The 25346-nt window shown below is 57.9% G+C and carries 21 protein-coding genes; 17 read left to right on the plus strand and 4 right to left on the minus strand.

What is annotated here, in order from left to right:
- Positions 1-20 precede the first annotated feature (20 nt).
- The 7 genes from mutL to ABJM03_RS17365 all read left to right on the plus strand — a co-directional run bounded on the left by mutL (position 21) and on the right by ABJM03_RS17365 (position 7742).
- Complete coding sequence (mutL, locus tag ABJM03_RS17335) at positions 21-1868, plus strand: DNA mismatch repair endonuclease MutL (protein ID WP_348419101.1); 1848 nt, start codon at positions 21-23, stop codon at positions 1866-1868.
- Positions 1865-3046: a DNA recombination protein RmuC gene (gene rmuC / locus ABJM03_RS17340; RefSeq protein ID WP_348419102.1), complete on the plus strand. Its 1182-nt coding sequence runs from the start codon at positions 1865-1867 to the stop codon at positions 3044-3046. Before mutL ends, rmuC begins: the two co-directional genes overlap by 4 nt.
- A gap of 107 nt (positions 3047-3153) precedes the next feature.
- The gene (locus ABJM03_RS17345; protein ID WP_348419103.1) at positions 3154-4464 is read left to right on the plus strand and encodes an FAD-dependent oxidoreductase; all 1311 of its coding nucleotides are present in this window, start codon (positions 3154-3156) and stop codon (positions 4462-4464) included.
- Entirely contained in the window at positions 4461-5222 is a 762-nt protein-coding gene (locus ABJM03_RS17350; RefSeq protein ID WP_348419104.1) for a DUF1365 domain-containing protein, read from the plus strand. The genes ABJM03_RS17345 and ABJM03_RS17350 overlap by 4 nt, the downstream gene beginning before the upstream one ends.
- Positions 5219-6451: an MFS transporter gene (locus ABJM03_RS17355; RefSeq protein WP_348419105.1), complete on the plus strand. Its 1233-nt coding sequence runs from the start codon at positions 5219-5221 to the stop codon at positions 6449-6451. Before ABJM03_RS17350 ends, ABJM03_RS17355 begins: the two co-directional genes overlap by 4 nt.
- Positions 6448-7014, plus strand: a complete 567-nt coding sequence (locus ABJM03_RS17360) for a DUF3833 family protein (protein WP_348419106.1) — start codon at positions 6448-6450, stop codon at positions 7012-7014. The genes ABJM03_RS17355 and ABJM03_RS17360 overlap by 4 nt, the downstream gene beginning before the upstream one ends.
- Complete coding sequence (locus ABJM03_RS17365) at positions 7011-7742, plus strand: SDR family NAD(P)-dependent oxidoreductase (protein WP_348419107.1); 732 nt, start codon at positions 7011-7013, stop codon at positions 7740-7742. The genes ABJM03_RS17360 and ABJM03_RS17365 overlap by 4 nt, the downstream gene beginning before the upstream one ends.
- 6 nt (positions 7743-7748) lie before the next feature.
- On the opposite strand, the gene ABJM03_RS17370 is transcribed toward ABJM03_RS17365, so the two are convergent.
- Together ABJM03_RS17370 and ABJM03_RS17375 are read right to left on the minus strand one after the other, a co-directional pair.
- Positions 7749-8366 carry a glutathione S-transferase family protein gene (locus tag ABJM03_RS17370; RefSeq protein ID WP_348419108.1) on the minus strand — a complete coding sequence of 206 codons (618 nt, stop codon included), beginning with the start codon at positions 8364-8366 and terminating at the stop codon, positions 7749-7751.
- A gap of 10 nt (positions 8367-8376) precedes the next feature.
- Entirely contained in the window at positions 8377-9030 is a 654-nt protein-coding gene (locus ABJM03_RS17375) for a histidine phosphatase family protein (protein WP_348419109.1), read from the minus strand.
- 174 nt (positions 9031-9204) lie between these two features.
- On the opposite strand from ABJM03_RS17375, the gene fdhF reads away from it, so the two are divergent.
- Positions 9205-11973, plus strand: a complete 2769-nt coding sequence (gene fdhF, locus ABJM03_RS17380) for a formate dehydrogenase subunit alpha (RefSeq protein ID WP_348419110.1) — start codon at positions 9205-9207, stop codon at positions 11971-11973.
- Between the two features lie 91 nt (positions 11974-12064).
- Entirely contained in the window at positions 12065-13267 is a 1203-nt protein-coding gene (locus tag ABJM03_RS17385; RefSeq protein ID WP_348419111.1) for a hydantoinase/carbamoylase family amidase, read from the plus strand.
- Here the strand turns inward: ABJM03_RS17385 and ABJM03_RS17390 are convergent.
- Entirely contained in the window at positions 13254-13955 is a 702-nt protein-coding gene (locus ABJM03_RS17390; protein WP_348419112.1) for a response regulator transcription factor, read from the minus strand. The genes ABJM03_RS17385 and ABJM03_RS17390 overlap by 14 nt on opposite strands.
- A complete protein-coding gene (locus ABJM03_RS17395; protein ID WP_348419113.1) occupies positions 13952-15859 on the minus strand; it encodes a PAS-domain containing protein in 1908 nt (635 codons plus the stop codon). The genes ABJM03_RS17390 and ABJM03_RS17395 overlap by 4 nt, the downstream gene beginning before the upstream one ends.
- Before the next feature lie 184 nt (positions 15860-16043).
- Here ABJM03_RS17395 and ABJM03_RS17400 point away from each other — a divergent pair, with 184 nt between their 5' ends.
- The 8 genes from ABJM03_RS17400 (at position 16044) to ABJM03_RS17435 (ending at position 25331) form a co-directional block, all read left to right on the plus strand.
- Positions 16044-18014: an AMP-binding protein gene (locus tag ABJM03_RS17400; protein WP_348419114.1), complete on the plus strand. Its 1971-nt coding sequence runs from the start codon at positions 16044-16046 to the stop codon at positions 18012-18014.
- A 13-nt stretch (positions 18015-18027) separates the two neighbouring features.
- Positions 18028-18846 carry an ABC transporter ATP-binding protein gene (locus ABJM03_RS17405; RefSeq protein ID WP_348419115.1) on the plus strand — a complete coding sequence of 273 codons (819 nt, stop codon included), beginning with the start codon at positions 18028-18030 and terminating at the stop codon, positions 18844-18846.
- 12 nt (positions 18847-18858) lie between these two features.
- Positions 18859-19863, plus strand: coding sequence for a branched-chain amino acid ABC transporter permease (locus ABJM03_RS17410; protein WP_348419116.1), 1005 nt, complete (start codon positions 18859-18861; stop codon positions 19861-19863).
- Between the two features lie 131 nt (positions 19864-19994).
- The gene (locus ABJM03_RS17415; protein WP_348419117.1) at positions 19995-21107 is read left to right on the plus strand and encodes a branched-chain amino acid ABC transporter permease; all 1113 of its coding nucleotides are present in this window, start codon (positions 19995-19997) and stop codon (positions 21105-21107) included.
- Between the two features lie 78 nt (positions 21108-21185).
- On the plus strand, positions 21186-22469 hold the full coding sequence (locus ABJM03_RS17420; RefSeq protein ID WP_348419118.1) for an ABC transporter substrate-binding protein: 1284 nt from the start codon (positions 21186-21188) through the stop codon (positions 22467-22469).
- Positions 22470-22539: 70 nt separating this feature from the next.
- Complete coding sequence (locus ABJM03_RS17425; RefSeq protein ID WP_348419119.1) at positions 22540-23376, plus strand: ABC transporter ATP-binding protein; 837 nt, start codon at positions 22540-22542, stop codon at positions 23374-23376.
- Between the two features lies 1 nt (position 23377).
- The gene (locus ABJM03_RS17430; RefSeq protein WP_348419120.1) at positions 23378-24079 is read left to right on the plus strand and encodes a VIT family protein; all 702 of its coding nucleotides are present in this window, start codon (positions 23378-23380) and stop codon (positions 24077-24079) included.
- 22 nt (positions 24080-24101) lie between these two features.
- Entirely contained in the window at positions 24102-25331 is a 1230-nt protein-coding gene (locus ABJM03_RS17435) for a phenylacetate--CoA ligase family protein (protein ID WP_348419121.1), read from the plus strand.
- The last annotated feature ends 15 nt before the right edge of the window (positions 25332-25346 follow it).

Below are 25346 nucleotides of genomic sequence, written 5' to 3' on the forward strand. Positions count from 1 at the left end.
GCTATGCTAGGTATTGCGGCATGACACAGCCGAACCCCAATATACGCGCCACACAGCCGGTAATCCGCCAGTTGGACGAAACCGCCATCAACCGCATCGCTGCGGGGGAGGTGGTCGAGCGTCCGGCCTCGGCTGTTAAGGAACTGGTTGAGAACGCGATTGACGCAGGTGCCACACGTATCACCGTGGAATATGCCGATGGGGGCAAGACGATGATCCGCGTCACGGATGATGGCTGTGGCATTGCTGGCGGTGATTTGCCGCTGGCCCTATCGCGCCATGCGACCTCCAAGATTGACGGAACCGACCTGCTCAACATCCATTCGTTTGGCTTTCGCGGAGAGGCTTTGCCCTCGCTTGGGGCTGTTGGGCGTTTGACAATCACCAGCCGCGCGGAGGGGCATGAAGGTGCCGAGATTTCCGTAACCGGCGGCAAACATGCGGCGGTCAAGCCAGCGGGTTTGAGTGCAGGCACTGTTGTGACCTTGCGTGACCTATTTTTTGCGACCCCTGCGCGGCTCAAGTTTATGCGCACGGACCGCGCTGAGGCGCAGGCGATCTCGGATGTGATCAAGCGGCTGGCCATGGCGGAACCTTTTGTGCGGTTTGTGCTGCGCGATGTATCTGGCGAAGGTGCGGGCCGCGAGGTGTTTCGCGCGGATGCCCAGCAGGGCGATTTGTTCGACGCGCTGCACGGACGGCTGCGGCAGGTATTGGGCCGCGAATTTGCCGAGAACTCCCTGCCGATTGATACAGAGCGGGACGGATTTCACCTGACCGGCTTTGCCGCCTTGCCGACCTATTCGCGCGGTTCTGCGGTGTCGCAGTATCTGTTCGTGAATGGCCGCCCTGTGAAAGATAAAATGCTGACGGGCGCGCTGCGCGGCGCGTATTTCGATTTTCTCAGCCGTGATCGCCATCCAGCGGCGGCGCTGTTTGTGGATTGTGATCCCAATTTGGTGGATGTGAACGTTCACCCCGCAAAATCCGAAGTCCGGTTTCGCGAGCCAGGTGTAGTGCGTGGCTTGATCGTATCGGGCTTGCGCCATGCGCTGGCCAATGCAGGCCACCGCGCCTCTAGCACTGTGGCGGATGCCACGTTGGGCGCGATGCGACCTGAGCCTGTGGGCGAGGCGCGGGTCTATCAAATGGACCGTCCCTCTTTGGGGGCGCGCACCGCTGCCTATACGGGCCAAGCCCCGCAAGGCTTTGCCGAGACCGCAGGCATGTGGGCGCGGGTCGAAACCCCTAGCGAAGAGCCACCAAAAGTGCCCGAAGAGCGGACCGAGTACCCGCTTGGCACCGCGCGGGGGCAGGTGCATGAGAATTACATCATTGCGCAAACCGCCACGGGCATGGTCATCGTTGATCAACATGCCGCTCACGAACGCCTGGTCTATGAAAAGCTCAAGAACCAGATGGCGGCCAATGGCGTGGCATCCCAAGCCTTGCTGATCCCTGAAATCGTCGAGCTGACCTCAAGCGCGCGTGCCGCAATCCTTGCGGTTGCCGATGATCTGGCGCGTTTTGGTCTGGGGGTTGAGGCCTTTGGCGGTGATGCCATCGCTGTGCGCGAAACCCCTGCGATATTGGGTGAGGTTAACGCGGCAGCCATGATCCGCGACATCGCGGATGAGCTGGAGGGCGAGGGCGAAAGCCTGTTGGTGCAGGCCCGCATCGAAGCCATTCTGAGCCGTGTTGCCTGCCATGGTTCTATCCGTTCGGGACGCTGGATGCGTGCCGAAGAGATGAACGCATTGCTGCGCGAAATGGAGACGACGCCGCATTCCGGCCAGTGCAACCATGGCCGCCCGACCTATGTGGAGCTGAAGCTCTCTGATATTGAACGGTTGTTTGGCCGTACATGATCCAGCTTGGTGGCGTTCAAATAGATTTCTCCAATCCAGTGATGCTGGCCCTCGCGGTTTGTGCGGGGGTGTTGGTGCTGATCTTGGTGGCCCTGATTGCGTTGCTGTTCCGTCCTGCCCGTATTCCGGCACCTTTGGCGCATCAGCTACACGGGTTGAGCAGTGGCCAAGAGCGTTTGCGCGGCAATCTGCAAACCGTATCTGAAACGCAGGCCCACGCGCAAACGCAATTGGTGCAAAGCCTTGAGACCCGCCTTGCCACGGTACAGTTACAGATGCAGCAGCAATTGGCCCAGATGCAGGAACGCACAAATCAGAGCCTGCATGGCTCGGCCCAGCGGACCACGACCAGCCTGACACAATTGCAAGAACGGCTTGCCGCCATCGACAAGGCGCAGAACAACATCACCAAACTGTCGGGGGATGTGCTGTCGCTCCAAGACATCCTGAGCAACAAGCAAACGCGTGGCGCATTTGGTGAAATCCAGCTGAACGATATTGTCTCCAAGGCGCTGCCCAAAGACAGCTATACGATGCAACACACACTGAGCAACGGGCGACGGGCCGATTGCCTGATCCATCTGCCTAACCCGCCCGGCCCGATTGTGATTGATGCCAAATTCCCGTTGGAAGCCTATGAGGCGCTGCACCGTGCGGGCACTGATTGGGAGCTGAAGTCGGCCGTGACCAACATGCGGACCTCGGTGCGTAAACACATCCGCGATATTTCAGAAAAATACATTCTGGATGGGGAAACTGCCGATGGCGCGTTGATGTTCCTACCATCCGAGGCCGTTTACGCCGAGTTGCACGGGAATTTTCCCGAATTGGTGCGCGAGGGTTTTGATGCGCGGGTCTGGATCGTTTCTCCGACCACTTGCATGGCGACGCTCAACACTATGCGAGCGATCCTGAAAGATGCGCGTATGCGCGAACAGGCAGGCGAAATTCGCAAGACCCTGCGCCTGTTGCACCGCGATGTGGAGCTGGTGGTCGCACGGGTGGGTAAGCTCGACACACATTTTCGGCAGGCACGCGAAGATCTCGAAGGGATCGGGACAGCGGCAGAGCGTGCGGGCAAACGCGCGGCGCGGCTTGATAATTTCGATTTTGAAGAGGTCGCGCCAGAGGATACCCCCTTGCCTTTGGCACCGGCAAACGGGCGCGTGCCCTCGTGAAGTCACAGCTCTGAGCAAAAGTTTTTTGAAACTCGGGGGCATCCACCTAAGTAGACTGGGAAGGGTGCCCGACATCGCCATCGACCTATCAAGGAACCGACCACTTCATGACTTCTCCTACATCCGTAGCTCCTGTCCCCGGCACACCGCGCCGTATTGCGGTTGTGGGGGCAGGTATTTCAGGCATGGGGGCTGCGCATAAGCTTGCTGCCGCGAACCACGTTACGTTGTTTGAGGGCGGTGCGCGTCTTGGTGGTCATGCGCGCACTGTTATGGCGGGCAAGAACGGGGACCAGCCGGTAGATACCGGATTTATCGTCTTCAATTATGCGAATTACCCCCATCTGGCTGCCCTGTTCAAAGAGCTGGAGGTGCCGGTTATCCCCTCTAATATGAGCTTTGGCGCGTCTTTTGATGGCGGGCGGTTGGAATATGCGCTGACCAGTCTGAACGCGATTTTTGCGCAGCGGCGCAATCTGGTGAACCCGGCGTTTCTGGGCATGATCCGCGATATCGTAAAGTTTAATAAACATGCCTTGCGGCTGGCCGAAGATAAATCGCTCAGCTTGGGTGATTTTCTGGCCAAGCTCGGGACCGGCGATTACTTCCGCGACCATTATCTGCTGCCTTTTTCGGGGGCGATCTGGTCGACGCCGACTGACAAGATTATGGATTTCCCCGCCCATGCGCTGATCAAGTTTTTCGAGAACCACGCGCTGTTGGGCTATTCGGGCCAGCATCAGTGGTACACGGTGCAGGGTGGTTCGATTTCTTATGTGAACCGGCTTGAGGCCGCCATGCGCGCGAATGGTGTGGATATCCGTCTTAATGCGGCGATTAGCGGCGTGCGCCGCGATGTTGGGGGTGTATTGCTGCGGACGCAAGGCGGCGAATGGGAGCGGTTTGACGAGATCGTTTTGGCCACTCACTCTGACGATACTTTGGCCATGTTGTCGGATGCGACACCGGCAGAGGCAGCGGCGCTGGGCGCTGTGGCGTATCAGCCCAACGACATCGTGTTGCATGCAGATACCTCCATTATGCCAAAGCGCCGCGCGACATGGGCATCGTGGGTTTATACCGAGGATGCGCGCGCCAGATCTGACCGGATTGATCTGACCTATTGGATGAACTCCCTGCAGGATATTCCGCAGGATGATCCGCATTTTGTCACGCTCAATACCAAACGCCGAATCCGCGAAGACCTGATTTATGATCAGGTCACGCTGCGGCATCCGGTTTATGATTTGCCCGCCTTGGCAGCGCAGGACGATATTCGCGCGATGAACGGGCAGAACCACACATGGTTCTGCGGTGCATGGATGCGCAACGGCTTCCACGAAGACGGGCTGGCCACGGCGGTGGATGTGGTAAACGGGATCAATGCTTCGGGTATCAAGGCCTTGGCCGCAGAGTGACCGGACGCGTCGATCATATCGTCGGCGAGACCTATCATGGCCGCAAGGGAGCGGTTCAGAACAGCTTTCGCTACTCGGTCGATTATATGCTGTTGGATGCCGAAGCTGAATTGGACACGCCGGCACTGTTCGCGCGCAATGCGTCCGGGCTGACTTCGTTGCATGATGTGGATCATGGCGGTGCGCCCAAAAAGGGCCGCGGTGCCGCTTGGGTGCGCGATGTGCTGGCGCGCCACGAGATTGCTGGCATCTCGCAGGTTCAGCTTTTGACCCAACCGCGGGTGTTGGGCCATGTCTTCAATCCGGTGAGCTTTTGGCTGTGTCGCAGTGCAGACGGAGCGTTGCGGGCTGTGATTGCCGAGGTGAATAATACCTTCGGTGACCGCCACAGCTATTTGTGCCATCACCCCGATCAGCGCCCGATCACGCGGAGTGACCAGCTGGGCGCGACTAAGCTCATGCATGTCTCACCCTTTCAGCCCATCGAGGGGGGCTATACTTTCCGCTTTGATATTACGGATACGCGTGTCGGCATCTGGATCGACTATGGCCGTGATGCGGGAGGGATATTGGCGACGCTGACAGGAAGGCGGCAGCCGCTAACCAACGCCGGTATCTTGCGCAGCATGTTGCGCAGACCCTTTGGGGCACGGCGGGTATTGGCATTGATCCATTGGCAGGCGCTCAAGCTGTGGATCAAAGGTGCCACGTTCCGCAGTCACACTGAAGCACCGCAAGACGAGATCTCGAAGGGATGAGGGATCGGTTGTGGTCTTACGCGCTGTTTGCGGCATTGCTCGCTTGCGCAGGGCTACCGATCTATATTCATGCGCCAAAATTCTATGTCGATGAATATGGCGTATCGCTTAGCGCGCTGGGGGCTGTGTTGTTTGGTCTGAGGCTGCTGGATGTGGTGCAGGACCCGCTGTTGGGGCGTTTGTCAGAGCGGCTTCGTGATCAGCGGGGGCAGGCTGTTGGGATCGCCTGTGCAGTGATCGCCTTGGCGATGGTGGGGCTTTTTGCGGTGCCGCCGCTTGCGGCACCGTTGGTCTGGTTCGCGCTTATGCTGACGTTGGTTTTCTCGGCCTATAGTTTCCTGACGATCTGTTTTTATGCCCAAGGCGTGGCCAAGGCCGACCGTTTGCAGGGGCAGGGACATCTGCAGCTGGCGCGCTGGCGCGAGACCGGCGGGCTGTTAGGGGTCTGTGTGGCCTCGGTTGCACCTGTGGCATTAGGTTTGTTTACGGGGGCGGCTTTTGCGGGGTTTGCAGTCGGTTTTTCGATATTGGCAGTGGCGGCAGCGCTGGCCATGCGTGGCGAATGGCTGTCGGTTGATGTGCCTGAAGGAACCGGTTTTGGCACGGTGCTGCGCGACCGCCTGGCGCGGCGGTTGCTGTTTATTGCCTTGCTCAACGCGGCGCCTGTCGCGGTCAGCTCGACCTTGTTTTTATTTTATGTCGAAAGCGCGCTAGGCGCGTCGGGATTTGAAGGGCCGCTGCTGCTTTTGTTCTTTTTGTCTGCGGCGGCAGCAGCCCCTGCCTGGGGGGGCTTGGCCGAACGATTTGGTCCCAAACAGGTCTTGTTGTCCGCCATGATATTGGCGATCTTTGCCTTTGGCGGCGCATTGTTTTTAGGGCAGGGGGATCAATGGTGGTTCGCTCTGGTTTGTATCGCTTCTGGGGCGGCTATGGGGGCTGATCTCACGTTGTTGCCAGCGCTATTTGCCACGCGGATGGCACAGATTTCGCCCTCGGCCGCAGAAGGGTTTGGCCTGTGGTCTTTTGTTTCGAAATTCACCTTGGCCTTGTCTGCGGCCATACTACTCCCCATGCTGCAGCATGCCGGATATTCAGGCACGGCACAGGGGCAGTCGCCGGAGGCGGCAGTTGATCTGTTGCGATTGCTTTACGCCGGTGTGCCATGTGTTCTAAAACTGGCCGCGATTTTCCTATTGTGGCGAACCAAACTTGATCGAGGTACTCAATGAGTGACGCAGTCTTTTTCTTCCTGCTGGGTGCAGGGATCGTCACAAGTTTTGTTGTGCTACGACGGCGGTTTGCGGATTTTTCCAGCCAGTCGGCGGATGACTATACCGAAGATTATCCACAGTTCAATATACGCGAGCATCTGGATGGCCAGATGCAATGTGATGGTGTGATTTTTGGCCCGTTGGGCCGCGTGACCAGTACCTTTGAGGCGGATTTTGATATCCGTTGGGAAGGGGATATCTGCACAATGAACGAGGAATTCCACTATCATGACGGCTCGACGCAGGTGCGATCGTGGCGGATAGAGCTGGAGGGCGGTGGCCGGTTTGAAGCCACGGCCGATGACGTCCCCGGCAAGGGACGCGGCGAGATGGCGGGGCCGGCGGTGTTGTTCAACTATCTGATTACGCTGCCCGAAGACGCTGGCGGCTACACGCTGCGCGCGTTCGATTGTATGTATTTGACAAAAAACGGAACCATCGTGAACCGAAGCCAATTTCGCAAGTTTGGTTTCAGGGTAGCAGAGTTGGTTGCAACCATTCGTAAAAAGGAAACGACATGACGCAGTGGCAAGGCAAAAAATATTGGTTGGTAGGTGCAAGCGACGGTTTAGGCGCTGCATTGGCGCATAAGCTGAGCCGGGCAGGGGCCGAGGTCATTGTGTCCGCGCGGTCGGAAGACAAGCTGGAAGCACTCGCCGCGAGCCTTCCTGCCAAGGCTCGTGTTGTTCCGCTTGATGTTACAGACGCCCAAAGCGTGGCGGCGGCGGCCAAATCTGTGGGTGAGATTGACGGGGTTGTGTATCTTGCCGGTGCGTATTGGCCGTTCGGTGCAAAAGACTGGAACGCCGAGCAAGCCGTTGCCATGGTTGATGTGAACTTGACGGGTCTCATGCGGGTGATGGGCGAAGTTGTGCCCGGCTTTGTGGCACGTGACGCAGGACATATTGTCATTACCTCAAGCCTGACAGGGTTTCGCGGCTTGCCGGGGTCGATCGGTTATACGGCCTCTAAGGCGGGGACAATGTCATTGGCGGAATGCATGTATGCGGATTTACGCAAGACGGGTGTGCAGGTGCAGGTGGTCAATCCGGGCTTTATCAAGACCCAGCTTACGGACAAAAACAATTTCAAAATGCCATTCCTCATGGAGCCGGAGAATGCCGCGCGTGAAGTGTTCGAGCATATGAACACGGACAAATTCAAAAAGAGCTTTCCGTTTCCCTTTTCATTGCTGTTTCGCAGCAGCCAGTTCTTGCCCGATTGGCTTTACTACCGGCTGTTCAGCTAAAGCCGCCTAAACCATGCCCTGTGCGGCCGCGGATTTCACGCTGTCGCGCAGGGCCATGCGGTCCATAAACGCCGCGATCTTCGGGAAGTCGGATACAGCGACACCGTCGCCATCAAGCCACGTGCAGACGAGGTACAGATAGGCATCTGCAAGGCTGAACATCTCTCCGCAAACATAAGTGCCGCGCAGGCATTCCGCCTCGACGTAGGCCGCGCAGCTGCGCATGGTTTGGGGCACTTTGGCTGTCATATCTGCATGGCTGCTTGGCGCGTCGGCCCAACGGTTACCGCGCATTTTATGTGCATGAGCCACATGCATGGTCGAGGCGAGGTAATACATCACGCTGCGCATGTGCGCGGCGAGGGCAGGGTCGTCGGGGACCAGATCCGCCTTGGGCGCGAGAGCCGCGATATATTCAAGGATTGCGCCGACTTCGGTCAGGACGGCACCATTGTCGATCACCAGTGCAGGCACGCGGCCTTTTGGGTTCACGGCCAGATAACCGGGCTTTGTTTGCTCGGCGCTGCCAAAATCGACGCGGGTTAGATCATGCGCCAGCTTGGCTTCATTCAGGGCGATAACGGCTGCGATGGCAATGGTGCGGTCGGCGTAGAAAAGCTGCATGGGGGGCTCCTTAGATATTTGTGCGCGATAATTGACGCGCGGGGGTATCCAGATGCGGCGTTGCGTTGAACAGCACCGGCGACAGGTGCCCGCCGATGGGGTGGAACTGGTGCAAGGATGTGTGGAAAATCGCAATGGCCGTGCGGGCGGTGGCCGTGAGGCTAAGCTCCATCTGCTGGCCGATCAGATTGGCGATCACCCCGCCAGAGGTCACCACCAATGCGGGGCCATGCCCTTGGGCGATATCGGCCAGTGCATCGCGGATACGGGCCTGAAAGTCGAAATAAGTCTCGGGGGCGCCTTCCAGTTTGCCGTCTTTCCAATGCTGGAAAACGGCGGGCAGGTGATGGGCAAACTCGGATTGTTCGGTCGGAAAGGGGATGGCGTGCTGGTCTTTCATCAGCTGGGCCAACGTGAAATATTCCAGCTCGTTCAACCCGTCGTCGCGGATAGGGTCCAACCCTGTTGTCATGCCATCGGCGGTCTCGATATGGCGGCGCAGTGTGCCCGTATAGAGCCGCGTATGGGTCGCGGCCTGCGCACGTAGATGCGCGCCAAGCCAATTTGCCTGCTCATGGCCCAGATCGCTGAGCCGGTCATAGCTGGCTTCGTCCTGTGCGGTTGAATTGGCCTGCCCGTGACGGATAAGGGTAATGGTGGACATGTGCGCTCCTGCTGTTGGGTTGGTGATACGTGAGCGCTGTGCCGTGCGAAAGGGGCCTATCGGAAACTTGCGCGCTTTGGCATGGCGGAAATGTGGGCAGGGGGGTCGGGAACGACCTTTTGGGAACGCCCCGGCGCGGATAGAGTTTTACAAGCACGCAGCTAGGAGGTCGCCATGACACAGAAAGTCACATTCACGCTCGACGGTGAAACGGTTGAGGCTGGCGCGGGTATGACGATCTGGGAAGTGGCAAACGGTCGGGGGCTGAAGATTCCGCATCTGTGCCACAAACCGGCACCGGGGTATCGCCCTGATGGCAACTGTCGCGCCTGTATGGTCGAGATCGAGGGCGAGAGGACGCTGGCAGCATCGTGTATCCGCGAACCTGAAGAAGGCATGGTCGTCACGACCAACAGCGCCCGCGCCGAGAATGCGCGTAAGATGGTGGTCGAACTGCTGTTGGCGGATATGCCTGCGCAGGAGGTGTCACACGATAAATCCAGCCACCTGTGGGACATGGCTGAGCAGAACGAGCTCGACTCTAGCCGCTTTCCCAAGCTGGAAGAAGGCCGTATTCCGCTGCTTGATGACAGCCATGTGGCGATGAGTGTCAATCTGGACGCCTGCATTCAATGCGGTCTGTGTGTGCGGGCTTGTCGTGAGGTACAGGTCAACGATGTGATCGGCATGTCGGGACGTGGCCACGACAGCTACCCCACGTTTGATATGGCCGATCCGATGGGGGCATCAAGCTGTGTCGCCTGTGGCGAATGTGTGCAGGCCTGTCCGACCGGTGCCTTGATGCCGTCAACGGTGGTGGATGACAATCAGGTGGGCGACAGTATGGATTTCGACAAAGAAGTCGAAAGCATCTGTCCTTTCTGCGGCGTGGGGTGCCAGATATCGCTCAAGATCAAGGATGATAAAATCAAATATGTCGAGGGCATCAATGGTCCTGCAAATGAGGGGCGGCTTTGTGTCAAAGGCCGCTTTGGGTTTGACTATATCCACCATGACCACCGCCTGATCAAGCCGCTGATCCGTCGTGATGATGCACCGGCCAAAGGGTTGAACGTCGATCCGTCCAATTATCTCGAGGTCTTCCGCGAGGTCACATGGGACGAGGCGCTGGATGCGGCGGCCGGGGGGCTCAAGGGCATTGGCGGCACCGGGGTGGCGGGCTTTGGATCGGCTAAATGCACCAATGAAGAAGCCTATCTGTTCCAAAAAATCATCCGGCAGGGGTTTGGCCACAACAACGTCGATCACTGTACGCGGCTGTGCCATGCGTCGTCGGTTTCCGCCTTGATCGAAAATGTAGGCTCGGGTGCGGTGACGGTGAGCTTTAACGAGATCGAAAATGCGGATGTGGCCATTGCCATCGGCTGTAACCCGATCGAGAACCACCCTGTTGCGGCGACCTATTTCAAGCAGTTTACGAAACGGGGCGGCAAGCTGATCGTGATGGACCCGCGGGGCCAGGCGCTCAAGCGGTTCTCGAGCCATATGCTGCAATTCCGTCCTGGCACTGACGTGAGCATGTTGAATGCAATCATGCATGTGATCGTCGAGGAAGAATTATACGACAAGCAATATATCGAGGCCTATACCGAGAACTGGGAGGCCGAAAAGGCGCATCTGAAAGATTTCACGCCCGAGAAGATGGCCGAGATTTGCGGCATCGATGCCGAGACCCTGCGCGATGTGGCCCGCACTTTTGCCGGTGCCAAATCCGCGATGATTTTCTGGGGTATGGGGGTCAGCCAGCACATCCATGGCACGGATAATTCCCGCTGTCTGATCAGTCTGGCGCTGATGACAGGGCAAATTGGTCGCCCGGGCACGGGCCTGCACCCGTTGCGGGGACAAAACAACGTACAAGGGGCGTCTGATGCAGGGCTGATCCCGATGTTCCTGCCCGACTATCAGACGGTCACCGATGACGGGGTGCGCTCTGCCTTTACGGATGTCTGGGAGAGCGGTGATTTCAGTGCTGAAAAAGGGCTGACTGTCACGGAAATTCTGGATGCTGTTCATGCGGGAGACATCAAGGGGATGTATGTGCTGGGTGAAAACCCTGCCATGTCGGATCCCGATGTAGAGCATGCCCGCGCGGCATTGGCCAAGCTTGAGTGTCTGGTGGTGCAAGATATCTTTATCACCGAGACTGCGAATTACGCGGATGTGATCCTGCCAGCCAGCGCGTTTGCCGAAAAGACGGGTACGGTGACGAATACCAACCGTCAGGTGCAAATGGGGCGACAGGCCGTGACCCCGCCCGGTGACGCACGTGAGGATTGGTGGATCGAGGTCGAGCTTGCAAAGCGGTTGGGGCTGAATTGGACCTATAGCTCTCCTGCGGAAGTATTTGCCGAGATGAAGCTCAATATGCAGACGCTCGACAATATCACATGGGATCGCCTTGAGACGCAAAACGCGGTGACTTATCCGTCGCTAAGCCCGGAAGATCCCGGGCAGGCGATTATGTTTGCCGATGGCTTCCCGCGTGCCGATGGTCGTGCGCGGTTTACCCCCGCGAGCATTATTGCGCCCGATGATACGCCGGATGAAGCCTATCCAATGATCCTCACCACGGGGCGCCAGTTGGAGCATTGGCACACCGGATCCATGACCCGCCGCGCCACGGTGCTGGATGGGTTGGAGCCCGAGGCGAATTGTTCCTTGCATCCTTCGACCCTGCGCAAGCTGGGCATCGAGGCGGGGGATCATGTGCGCCTGACCACAAAGCGCGGCAGCATCGTGATCATGGCCCGTATGGACCGTGCTGTCTCGCCGGATATGGTGTTCTTGCCCTTTGCCTATGTAGAGGCTGCGGCGAATATCCTGACCAATCCGGCGGTGGACCCCTATGGCAAAATCCCTGAATTCAAATTTTCGGCTGTCAGAGTGGAAGCTGTGGGTGTCGCCGTTGCGGCGCAATAGGTGCGGGGTCCTTGTGGCCTGTGTTGTCATTGAGGGGCTAGCCCCTCAAACTCCCCAGAGTATTTGTGGCTAGAGAAAATAGGGAAGTTTTATGCGGGTAAACGGGGCGCGGTTATTAGCGGATTTGCACGCACTTCGGGAGTTCGGTGCGGCCGGTGTTGGCAAGGGAGTTGTGCGCCCCGCCTATAGCGAGGCCGATATGGCGGCGCGCGCATGGATCGCGCAGCAGATGCGCGATGCCGGGCTTCGGGTTGAGGTTGACGCCATGGGCAATCTGTTTGGCTTGGCGGAGGGGCCTTCCGTGCTTGTTGGGTCGCATAGTGACAGTCAACCCGAGGGTGGGTGGCTGGATGGGGCGCTGGGCGTAATTGCGGGGCTTGAAGTGGCACGGGCGGCTAGGGATGGGGGTGGGCCCGCGGTTTCGGTTGTATCGTTTCAGGATGAAGAGGGCCGGTTTGGTGTGACAACCGGCAGTGCCGTGTGGTCGGGGCATTTGAGCCAAGAGGCGGCGGATAAATTGCGTGACCACAGTGGTGTCGCGCTGGGAGATGCCCGCAAGGTTGTGCCGGTAACGGGGCAAATTGATCCCGCGCGGTTTACCGGATTTATCGAGATGCATATCGAGCAGGGGCCGGTGCTTGATACTTCGGGTGAGCGGATCGGCGTTGTCTCGGATATCGTGGGCATACGGGATATGAAGATTACCTTCGAGGGGCAGCAGAACCATGCAGGCACGACGCCGATGTCTTTGCGCCGTGATGCGTTTCAGGCGGTCAGTGCTTTTAATCATGCGCTGGAGGAACGGTTTGCGAATGTGGTGACGCCTTCGACGGTCTGGACGATCGGGCATCTGTCCTTGCATCCAAATGCGTCGTCTATTGTTCCGGGGCGGGCGGTGTTTTCGATGCAGTGGCGTGACGGGGATAGCGACCGGTTGAACCGGATGGAGCAGATCATTCGGAGTGTTGCGCAAGAGACTGCACAGGCACGGGGGATGGCGTTGTCATTTGGGGAGATGTTGGGGCTTGAGCCGGTCGCGATGGATGCAGGTTTGCGCGGGGCATTGGAGCAGAGCGCACAAAAGCATGTGCCGGGCGCGTGGCGTCTGATGCCCTCGGGGGCGCTGCATGACGCAACGAATGTGTCACGTCTGATGTCGGTGGCGATGTTGTTTGTGCCATCAATTGACGGGATCAGCCACGCCTTTGAAGAAGACACGGCCGAGGCTGATCTGGTGATGGGCGTGCAGGTTTTGGCAGATGCGGTCGCCACGCTGGGTGCTAGATCCAGCTGACCTCGCCCAGAAAGATATAGCCTGCGCCGTAGATTGTTTTGATGAGCTGTGGGTTTTTGGGGTCTTCGCGCAGCTTGGTGCGCAGGCGCGAGATACGCACGTCCATTGCGCGATCAAAGCTTTCGGAGGCGGCCCCGCCAAGGCTGCTTTGCATTTGGGCACGGCTGATCAGGCGTTTGGGGGCGTCGAGAAACAGGCGCAGGACTTCGCCCTCGGCATGGCTGAAAGGGGTTTGCGTGCCGTCTTCGTCTTCTAATGTGTAGCTTTCGAAATGCGCGATCCAGCCGGAGAAGCGGGCGGTGTTGCTGGCACGGGTGGCGGGGCGTGCTCCGCGCAGGCGTGCACGGATGCGTGCGACTACCTCTGCGGGGTCAAAAGGCTTGCTGATGTAATCGTCGGCTCCGAGCTCTAGCCCTGTCACGCGGTCCTGAACTTGAGCGCGGCCCGAGATAATGATGACCACGGCCCCCTGTTCCAGCGCAAGGCGGTGCACCAGCGTCAGCCCGTCGGTGTCGGGTAGAGAGAGATCCACAAGGCAAACATCCGGCGTGCGTTGTTTGAGGGCTGCTTCAAATGCGCTGGCGCGGCCAAAGCTCATGGTTTCAAACCCCGCCTCTTGCAGGACATCCGACAGCAGGGTGCGGATTTCGGGCTCGTCATCAAGGATCGTGACAAAGGGTTTTGTCATGTGGCGCGCTCCTGTGTCGGGGTGATCAGCGCGGCAAGCTCCTGCGCGGTGAAGGGTTTGCGCAGCACGGGCGCGTGTTTTTGGGCCTGTGCAAACAGGGCGGTATCAGGCGGGAGCGATGTCATCAGGATCAGCGGCGGGCTTTGGCCGCCCAGCCGCTTTGCCAGATCAATGCCGGTGCTGTCGCCTTCGAGCTGGATATCAGAAAGTATCAAGGCGATGTCGGGTAGATCAGCCAGCAGGGCCGTTGCCTCATCCGCGCTGGTTGCCTCGATGACGGAGTGGCCCTGTTCGATCAGCATATCACGCAGCAATGCGCGCAGATCATCACGGTCTTCGACGAGCAGGGCAAGGCCTGTGGTGCTGCGTAGGGCCGCGCGGTAGGGCAGGCGCAGGGTCACACAGGCACCGTCCGCTGTGTTGGCCAGCTGCAAATCGCCCCCTGCAAGTTTGGTCATGTCATAGACCATTGGAAGCCCAAGCCCCGACCCTTCGCCGCCCTTGGTGGTAAAGAATGGATCAAGGCCCTTTTCCAATGCGAGGTCTGAAAACCCTCCGCCGTTATCTTGAACGGTGAATTCGATCCAGATGTCGTGGACGCGGCGCGCAGCCAGTTTGATCTTGCCTTGTGTACCCATGGCGTCGCGGGCGTTGAGTACGAGGTTCAGCAGTGCGTCTTGCAGCATTCCGGGGTCCAGCAGGGCAGGGCCGACTTCGGACAGCTCCAACTGGATTTGCATGTTGTCGGGCAGTGTCGGTTGCGCAAGTGTGACCAGATCTTGCATCAGGGCGGGGATGTCTGTTGCGCTGGGTCGTAGGCTGCGTGGGCCTGTGATTTGTGCGATCGAAGCGAGCAAGGTGCCGCCCCGCCTTGCCGCAGCGAGGGTGCCGTCGATCAGGGGTGCGGCGCCCGATGGCAGGGCAGGCAACCGGTCCAGACGGGATTGCAGGCCCAGAATGATTGTCAGCAGGTTCGAGAAATCATGGGCCAGACCCGAGGTGATCTGCGCCGCCAGTGCGCGGCGACTGCTTTGATGCAGGGCGGCGCGGGTTTGTGTTTCTTCGGTGACATCCATCGACAGGATATAGACACCGCCGGCCTGATCAGGGGTGAATGCGGTGCGGATGCGCCGCGCGCTTGCTTCGTCAGTGAACTCTTGCACCGCTGCTGTGCCGGCAAAGGCCTGCGCCAGCGCACCTTTGAGTTTGCTGAAAATGCTGGCACCGAGGACCTCCTGGATGGGGCGTCCCAGAATATGAGCAGGGCGCAGGGGGATCACTTCGGCGAGGCGTTGGTTGGAGTAGGTATAGCAGCCTGTAGCATCCACATGGGCGATATGGGCGGGCAACATTTCGGTGGTGAGCCGCGCGCGGGCCTCGGACGCGGTGAGTTGGCGTTTGGTCTCTTCCAGGGCTGTGATCATGGCGGCCAGTTCGCGGTTGGTCTGGGCCAGTTGTTCGGTATGTGACAGCACCTGATCGCTTAGGGCATCTGAATGTGCACGCAAAAGTGCCTCTTGCGCTTTGGCGGCTGAAATATCGGTATAGACGGTAACCCAGCCCCCATCGGGTAGCGGCGAGCCTTCGACGCTGATGGTGCGGCCATTGGCGCGGGTGCGTTCCATATAGTGGGGTTGGAAGGCGCGGGCCTGTCGGGTTCTTTCTTCGACAAAGGCGGCAATGTCGGTAACTTCACCGTATTCCCCGCGGCTGGCCAGATGGGTGACAGTATCGCGAAAGGTTGCACCGGGTGTGACAAGAGCCTTGGGCAGATCAAATATGGTTTGGAATGGCGTGTTGCAGACCACCAGACGCAGGTCGCTGTCATAGATCGAAAGGGCCTGACCAATCAGATTGAGCCCTGCCATTGTCATGGATGTCGCGTGGTTGCTGTCGTCCTGCATGGGCCCAGTTTGCACCGCAGGTCGGGGCTGTCAAAGGGTGACTGCGCCTTGTTACAATTCGTAAGGATTGGGAAATCATCAGGAAAAAGTTGACCCAGAGGATAAGCGTGCCATGCTCGGCACCATATTGAATCGCGAAAAGCGATCTACCTGCCGCAAAAGGCAGGATCTGGGAGGATACAATTTGGCTTTGATCTCATGCCCTTTGGGGCAGCCCGCTTCTATTCCTGCATTGTTGCATCGCAACGCAACGCAATTTGCGGATGCACCTGCATACCGTGAAAAGGAATTCGGGATATGGCAAAGCTGGACATGGAAGCAGACCCGCAGCGAGGTTGAAGCGCTGGCATTGGGTCTATTGGATCTGGGGCTGGCCGAGGGCGATTTCGTTGCCATCATCGGGCGCAACCGCCCCTATCTATATTGGGCGATGATGGCCGCCGAGATGTGCGGCGCGGTGCCTGTGCCTTTGTATCAGGACGCCAATGCCGAAGAGATGGCCTATGTGATGAACCACTGTGGCGCGCGCTTTGCTGTGGTGGGCGATCAGGAGCAGGTCGACAAGATCATCGACGTGCAAGAGCAGCTGCCGCAGTTCGAGCGGATGATCTATCTCGACCCACGCGGTCTGCGCAAATATGATCACGGGGCGCTGCACCAGTATCAAGAGGTGCAGGAACAAGGCCGCAAGAGCCGCGACCGGCACTTTGCAGAGCTTGAAGCACGCCAAGCCAAACTGGATTACGACAGCACAGGCGTGATGCTTTATACCTCTGGCACCACGGGAAAGCCCAAGGGCGTCGTATTGAGCAACCGCAATGTGATCGAAACGGCCAAATCCTCCTCTGCCTTTGACAGCTTACGCCAGAGTGATGAGATTTTAGCCTATCTGCCGATGGCTTGGGTGGGTGATTTCATCTTTTCTGTGGGGCAGGCGCTGTGGACGGGCTTTTGCACGAACTGCCCCGAAAGCGCGGATACCATGCACGTGGACCTGCGTGAGATCGGGCCAACCTATTACTTTGCCCCGCCGCGCGTATTCGAGACGCAGTTGACCAATGTGATGATCCGCATGGAAGACGCGGGCCGGTTCAAGAAAAAGCTGTTTGATTTCTATATGGCGCATGCGCGCAAAGTCGGACCGGATATTCTGGATGGGAAGAAAGTAAGCTTTGCCGACCGGATGCAATACCGTCTGGGAGAGCTGTTCATCTATGGCCCGTTGAAGAATACGCTTGGGTTCAGCCGCGTGCGCGTGGGCTATACGGCGGGCGAGGCAATCGGGCCGGAGATTTTTGATTTCTACCGCAGCCTCGGGATTAATCTGAAGCAGCTTTATGGGCAGACCGAGGCGACGGTGTTCATCACCGCGCAGCCCGATGGCCAAGTGCGTAGCGACACGGTGGGGGTGACCTGTCCGGGGGTGGAGCTGAAGGTCTCGGACGCGGGCGAGGTTTTCTACCGCTCGCCGGGGGTGTTTGTAGAGTATTACAAGAACGCCGAAAGCACGGCTGACACCAAGGATGCTGAGGGCTGGGTTGCCACAGGGGATGCGGGATTTGTCGAACCGGATACGGGCCATTTGCGCATTATCGACCGCGCGAAAGATGTGGGTAAAATGGCCAGCGGGGCGTTATTCGCACCGAAATACGTAGAGAATAAGCTCAAATTCTTCCCGAATATTCTGGAGGCGGTTGTGTTTGGCAATGGCCGCAATGAATGCACGGCCTTTATCAATATTGATCTGACCGCAGTGGGCAATTGGGCCGAGCGCAACAATATCGGTTATGCTTCGTATCAGGAGCTGGCGCGGCACCCGCAAGTGATGGCTCAGGTGCAGGAACATGTGAAAGCGGTGAATGCATCGGTGGCCGAGGATGAAATGCTGTCGGGCTGCCAGCTGCACCGTTTTGTTGTGCTGCACAAGGAACTGGATGCCGATGACGGGGAGCTGACCCGCACGCGCAAGGTCCGCCGCCGGATCATTGAAGACAAATATCAAGATATCATCACGGCGCTTTATGACGGCTCGGCACAGGTGAGCACCGAGACAGAAGTGACCTATGAGGACGGGCGCAAAGGCGCGATCAAGGCGACGCTGGAGGTGCGCAGCGCCAAGGTATTTGCGGATAGTCGCCAGATGGCGGCGGAATGATGGGGGGCCACGCGTGAAAGATAGCGTCGAAAGTTACGTGACCGAGGATGGCCGCACAATTGGCGCGGTGGTCATGGAAATGAAGAATATCACCCTGCGGTTTGGCGGGGTGGAGGCCATCAAGGATATCTCGTTCGATATTCGCGAAGGCGAAATTCGCGCGATCATTGGACCGAACGGGGCGGGAAAGTCCTCGATGTTGAATGTCATCTCGGGGTTCTACGTGCCGCAGGATGGCGAGGTGTGGTACAAGGGCGCGCGGCGGCCTGCGATGAAGCCCTTTGAGGTGGCCGAGCAGGGAATTGCGCGCACGTTCCAAAATATCGCGCTGTTTGAAGGCATGTCGGTGCTCGATAATGTGATGACGGGGCGGCTGACACATATGAAAACCGGCCTGCTGGGCCAGATGCTGTGGCGCGGCGCGGCCGAGCGTGAGGAAATTGCGAACCGCGAAGTGGCCGAGAGAATCATTGATTTCCTCGAGATTCAGGCAATCCGCAAAACGCCCGTATCGCGGCTGCCTTATGGTTTGAAAAAGCGGGTCGAGCTGGCGCGCGCGCTGGCGGCTGAGCCGTCAATCTTACTGTTGGATGAACCTATGGCGGGCATGAACGTCGAGGAAAAAGAGGACATGAGCCGCTTTATCCTATCGGTGAACGATGAGTTCGGCACCACGATTGCGCTGATTGAGCACGACATGGGCGTTGTGATGGATCTGAGCGACCGTGTGGTTGTGATGGATTACGGCAAGAAGATTGGCGATGGCACGCCTCATGAGGTGCGCAACAATCAAGCGGTGATTGATGCCTATCTTGGTGTGGCCCATGAGTGAGGGAGATGTGAGATGAACGAACAACTGGCCTTCACGATTGAAGTATTTGCCAACGGGCTGATGGCGGGGGTGCTTTATGCGCTGGTCGCTCTTGGTTTTGTGCTGATCTACAAAGCATCGGGTATCTTCAATTATGCCCAAGGGGTTATGGCGTTATTCGCGGCGATGACGTTGGTGGGTATCCAGAACGGGCAGGTGCCGTTTGCCCATCTGATCAATGCGATCTTTGGGACTGATATTCACAAGTTTGGCTGGTCTGTTCCATCCTTCTTTGCCATCGTTTTAACAGTGTTTGTGATGATTGCGCTGGCTTGGGCCGTGCAGCGGTATGTATTCCGTCATTTGGTGGGGCAAGAGCCGATCATTCTGTTCATGGCGACGATTGGCTTGGCTTACTTCCTCGAAGGGGTGGCCGATCTGATGTGGGGCTCCGAGCTGAAGGCGTTGAACGTTTGTGCGGGTGATTTGTGCTTGCCACAGGGGATGAACGTCTGGCTTGAGGGGACAACCTATGAAGCTTTCGGCTATGGGTTTTTCATCGACAATCTGGACATTGTAGCCAGCATCATTGCCGCGCTGCTGGTCATCGGGCTGGTGTTATTTGCGCAATATACCAAGCAGGGGCGCGCGATGCGGGCTGTGGCAGATGACCATCAGGCGGCCTTGTCGGTGGGTGTGTCGCTGAATTTTATCTGGGTGTTCGTTTGGTCGCTGGCAGGGTTCGTCGCCTTGGTCGCAGGGATCATGTGGGGGGCGAAATCGGGCGTGCAGTTTTCACTGTCGTTGATCGCGTTGAAAGCCTTGCCGGTGTTGATGCTGGGCGGCTTCACCTCGATCCCCGGTGCCATCGTGGGCGGGTTGATCATCGGTGTGGGCGAGAAGCTGTTCGAATTCCTGATTGGTGCGCCTTTCCTTGGGGGGGCGACCGAGAACTGGTTTGCCTACATGCTGGCGCTGGTTTTCCTTGTGTTTCGTCCGCAGGGTCTGTTCGGGGAGAGGATGATTGAGCGTGTTTGAGTGTTGCAAACCTAGGCTGGGGCTAGCCCCCTTGGCCCTTTGGGCCAATTCCCCCAGAGTATTTCGGGCTAGAGAAAATAGGGGGCCGGTATGCGGCGCAGGCCCTGTGATGATAAGCAGGGGGTACTGAGATGTTCTACCGAGAAGCAGGTGATTTCAGCACGACCTATGCGGAGGATCAGCAGACATTTCCGATCAAGTTTGACCGGTATCGTTATTATGTGGTGCTGTTTTTTGCTGTCGTCGTCGTGCCGTTTGTTGTCAATGATTATTGGGTCAATTCGCTTTTGTTGCCCTTCCTGATCTATGCGATTGCGGCGCTGGGGCTGAATATCCTTGTGGGGTATTGCGGGCAGGTGAGCCTTGGGACCGGCGGGTTTATGGCTGTGGGAGCGTATAGCTGCTATAAGTTCATGACGGGTGTGGACATATGGTGGGGCGGTGAGCTGCTTTTCCGTTTGCCGGAGCTCAACATCTTTTTCAGCGTCATTATGGGCGGCGTGATGACGGCCTTTGTTGGTGTGTTGTTCGGGCTGCCGAGCCTACGGATCAAGGGGTTTTACCTTGCTGTGGCAACGCTGGCTGCGCAGTTTTTCTTGGTCTGGTTGTTCAACCGTGTGGCCTGGTTCTATAATTATTCTGCTTCGGGCCAGATCAGCGCGCCCGAGCGTGATTTATTGGGGGTTCTGATCACAGGCCCCTCAACAGAGCCTTGGGCGGCTTATCTGTTCTGTCTCTTTTTCACGATTATCAGTGCTTATATTGCGCGCAATCTGACGCGGGGATCTGCGGGGCGTAAGTGGATGGCCATCCGCGATATGGATATCGCGGCCGAGATCATTGGCGTGAACCCATTAAAGGCAAAGTTGACTGCTTTCATGATGTCTTCGTTCTTTATCGGCATTTCGGGAGCGTTGTTTTTCGCGATTTATTTAGGGGCTGTGGAAGTGGGCGAGGCCTTTGGCATTACCAAGTCATTCCTTGTGTTATTCATGATTATCATCGGCGGGTTGGGTAGCATTTTTGGCAGTTTTGCCGGCGCTGCATTTCTGGTGCTTTTGCCGGTCGCGCTGAAGGTGGTGGGGGTCGATTGGTTTGGCTGGCCCACTGATATTGTCGCGCATTTGCAGCTGGTGATCGTAGGGCTGCTGATCATCGTATTCCTGATCGCAGAGCCACACGGGATTGCCCAATTGTGGCGCGTGGCCAAAGAGAAATTAAGGCTGTGGCCCTTTCCGCATTGATGGATAGGGGCATGATAAAACAGCGGGGAAAACCCTGCGTACGACCAATCGGATGAAATCCAAGGGAGGAAACGACTGATGAAATATAGATTAGGTACATATGCCGTCGCTGCCATGATGGCGGCGAGCCCCGTGATGGCGGACCTTGTGTTCCCCTCGTTGAGCTATCGCACTGGCCCATATGCGGCGGGCGGTATCCCGTTTGCGGATGGCTATGCGGATTATTTCAAGATGCTGAATGCCCGTGACGGTGGCATTGGCGGAGTGATGACTTCGGTGCCGGAATGCGAGACGGGTTATAACACCGAAAAAGGTGTGGAGTGTTACGAGTCGCTCAAGGGCGGTGGCGGGTTGGTGTATCAACCGCTTTCCACGGGTATCACCTATCAGTTGATCCCGAAAACAACGGCGGATGATATTCCGATGCACACGATGGGCTATGGCCGCACGTCTGCAAAGAGCGGTGAAGTGTTCAGCCACACATTCAACTACCCTGCAAACTATTGGGATGGCGCGTCGGGTGCGATCAATTACTTGCTGGAGGAGAACGGCGGGGATTTGAAAGGCAAGAAAATCGCGCTGGTCTATCACAACTCGGCATACGGCAAGGAGCCGATCCGCACCTTGACCGATCTGAGCGAAACGCATGGTTTCGAGTTCAAGGAAGTGCCTGTTGACCATCCCGGTCAGGAGCAGAAATCCCAGTGGTTGCAAATTCGCCGTGATAAGCCGGACTATGTGATCATGTACGGCTGGGGTGTGATGAATCAGGTGGCCATTCAGGAGGCGGCCAACATCCGATTCCCGATGGAAAATTTCATTGGCGTCTGGTGGTCAGGTTCAGAGAATGACGTGCTTGCAGCGGGCGCTGCGGCCAATGGGTATAAGGCGCTTACCTTCCACGGTGTGGGGGATGACTTCCCCGTTTTTGACGACATTCAAAAGTATGTTGTTGATGCCGGCAATGCCTCGGGTGCGGGGGATCAGATCGGTACTGTTCTGTACAACCGTGGTCTTTATGCTGCGATGCTTGCCGCTGAGGCTGCTAAAACTGCGCAGGAAATCCATGGCACGGCGGATATCAACCCCAGTCAAATGCGCGATGGCATGGAAGCGTTGGAGATCACCGAAGCAAAGATGGAGGCCCTTGGCCTGCCGAATTTCGGGCCTTCGTTCAAAGTGTCGTGCCAGAACCATGGCGGCGATGGCCTTGTGGGAGTGACCCAATGGGATGCATCGGCCAAGACATGGAGCCTGATTTCGGATTTTTCGCCTACAGATAAGGCGCTAATCGACTCATTGGTTTCCGAGGATGCCGCGTCTTATGCTGCGGAAAACAAAATCACGCCAGGCTGTAACTAAGTCAGGTGTTCTCTGGCCGGGCATCTGTGTCGCGGCCAGAGGTTTACCCATTCAAAAAGGATCGAGGGACATGTTGGACACCACCACCCCCGCCGCGGTTGAGGTCGAGAACCTGCTCGAAGTGAACAACATCGAGGTGATCTATAATCACGTGATCCTTGTGCTCAAAGGCGTCAGCCTGAATGTGCCCAAAGGCGGTATTACCGCGCTGCTGGGCGGTAATGGTGCTGGCAAGACGACAACGCTCAAGGCGATTTCGGGGCTGCTTGCCTCGGAGCGGGGCGAGGTGACGAAGGGCTCGATCAAGTATCGTGGCCAGTCGATTGCAGCCCAAGATCCTGCCGAGACGGTGAAAAATGGCGTGGTTCAGGTGATGGAGGGCCGTCATTGTTTTGAGCATCTGACGATCGAGGAGAACCTGCTCACCGGCTCCTACACCCGCACGGATGGCAAGGGCGCAATCGCGGCGGACCTCGAGATGGTGTATAACTATTTTCCGCGTCTGCGCGAACGGCGCAAATCGCAGGCGGGGTATACTTCGGGCGGTGAGCAGCAGATGTGTGCGGTGGGCCGCGCGCTGATGAGCCGCCCCGAGACGATCCTGCTGGATGAGCCGTCCATGGGGTTGGCCCCGCAGTTGGTGGAACAGATTTTCCAGATTGTTAAAGAAATTAATGAAAAGGAAGGCGTGACCTTTCTGCTTGCAGAGCAGAACACCAATGTCGCGCTGAGATTTGCGCATTATGGATACATCCTTGAGAGTGGCCGCGTGGTGATGGATGGCCCTGCCGCTGACCTGCGGGAAAATCAGGATGTGAAAGAGTTCTACCTTGGCATGTCAGACGAAGGGCGAAAGAGCTTTCGGGACGTGCGTAGCTATCGCCGCCGCAAGCGTTGGTTGAGCTGACATGGAGCCCTCAGCACATAGTGATGACCCACATCTTGTGGATCGGGTCGCGTGGTTGCGCGCCGCCGTGATGGGGGCAAACGACGGGATTGTATCGGTTGCCTCGATCATCGTGGGCGTTGCGGCAGCTGATCCAAATCCGCGTGCGGTTTTGATCGCCGGTGCGGCGGGGCTGGCTGCGGGTGCCATGTCGATGGCGGCGGGCGAATATGTCAGCGTATCGTCGCAGGCGGATCTCGAAGATGCAGATGTTGAGCGGGAGCGGCAGGCCCTTCTTGATGATCCGGCTGGCGAAGAGGCCGAGCTGGCCGATATTTACAGGTCGCGCGGATTGTCCGATGCCACGGCCCAGTTGGTGGCCCGCGAGCTGACGGAGAAAGGCGCATTGGTGGCGCATGTGCGCGACGAGCTCGGCCTGACAGAGGTGCAAGCCGCGCAGCCGCTGCTGGCAGCGGTCACATCCGCTGTCACCTTTAGTGTTTTTGCATCGGTGCCATTGATCGCGGCCTTCTTTGCGCCTGTTGGGGCTGTGATCCCCGTTGTTGTAATTGTCACCCTGATTGCTTTGGCAGGCCTGGGTGGGTTGGGCGCTGTTGCTGGCGGTGCGGCCGTTGGGCCTGCGGCTTTGCGGGTGGTTTTCTGGGGCGGGCTGGCGATGGCGGTGACCGCTGCGGTTGGCCGGTTGTTTGGCGTCGCGGTGTAGCTGTGGCGCAATGAATGGATGAATGATTGATATGAGCAACTTTGACGATCTTGAAACCCGCAGCCGACAAGAGCGTACGGCGGCTTATGCCAATGGGCTGCCCCAGCAGGTTGCACGCGCGCAAAAACTGTCAGGTTACGCGGGGCATTTGGACGGGATCGATCCAGCCGTCGTGACAAGCATTGAGGCCTTGGCCGCGCTGCCGGTTTTGCGCAAATCCGATCTGGGTCGCGCGCAGGCCGCGGATGCTCCGTTTGGCGGTTTCACGACCAGACCTGCAAATGGTTTTAGCCATGTCTTCCAATCCCCCGGCCCGATTTATGAGCCTTCGTCTGACGCGCATGACTGGTGGCGTATGGGGCGCTTTCTGCATGCGGTAGGCATTGGGAAAGAGGACATCGTACACAATTGTTTTGGCTATCACCTTACCCCTGCGGGTATGATTTTCGAAAGTGGCGCACGGGCAGTCGGTGCGACGATCCTGCCTGCGGGCACGGGCCAGACGGAGCTGCAAGTCATCGCCGCGCGCGATGTTGGGTCGACGGCCTATGCAGGCACGCCAGATTACCTGAAGGTGATTTTGGAAAAGGCGGACGAGATGGGTGTGACCCTTGGCATCACCAAGGCTGCCGTGGGCGGTGGTGCGCTGTTTCCGTCCTTGCGTGATTGGTATGCGGCGCGGGGTATCACCTGTTTGCAAAGCTATGCCACGGCCGATCTGGGCAATATCGCCTATGAGACGCCCGCAATGGAGGGGTTGATCGTTGATGAGGGCGTGATTGTTGAAATCGTGACGCCGGGCACCGGTATTCCCGTGCCCGAGGGTGAGGTTGGCGAGGTCGTCGTGACCACGCTTAACCCCGATTATCCGTTGATCCGCTTGGCGACCGGAGATTTGAGCGCTGTCATGGCGGGCGTGTCCCCTTGCGGGCGTACCAACACGCGCATCAAGGGGTGGATGGGCCGTGCGGATCAGACAACCAAGATCAAAGGCATGTTTGTGCGCCCTGAACAGGTGGCCCAAGTGGTCGCACAGCATCCCGAAATCATCCGTGTGCGGGTAGTTGCTTCGCGTGCGGAAGAGCAGGACGTGATGACTGTGCAAATCGAAAGCGCACAGCCTGATGTCGAGGCGTATTCCAGAACGGTGGCGTCGTTGCTCAAGCTCAAAGGGACGGTAGAGGTCGTCGCGCCAGACAGCCTGCCCAAGGACGGGTTGGTGATCGAAGATCAACGAAGTTATGATGGCTAGCTACGCAGCCAGTGG

This window comes from Sulfitobacter sp., from assembly GCF_039977885.1.
Classification (GTDB): Bacteria; Pseudomonadota; Alphaproteobacteria; order Rhodobacterales; family Rhodobacteraceae; genus Sulfitobacter.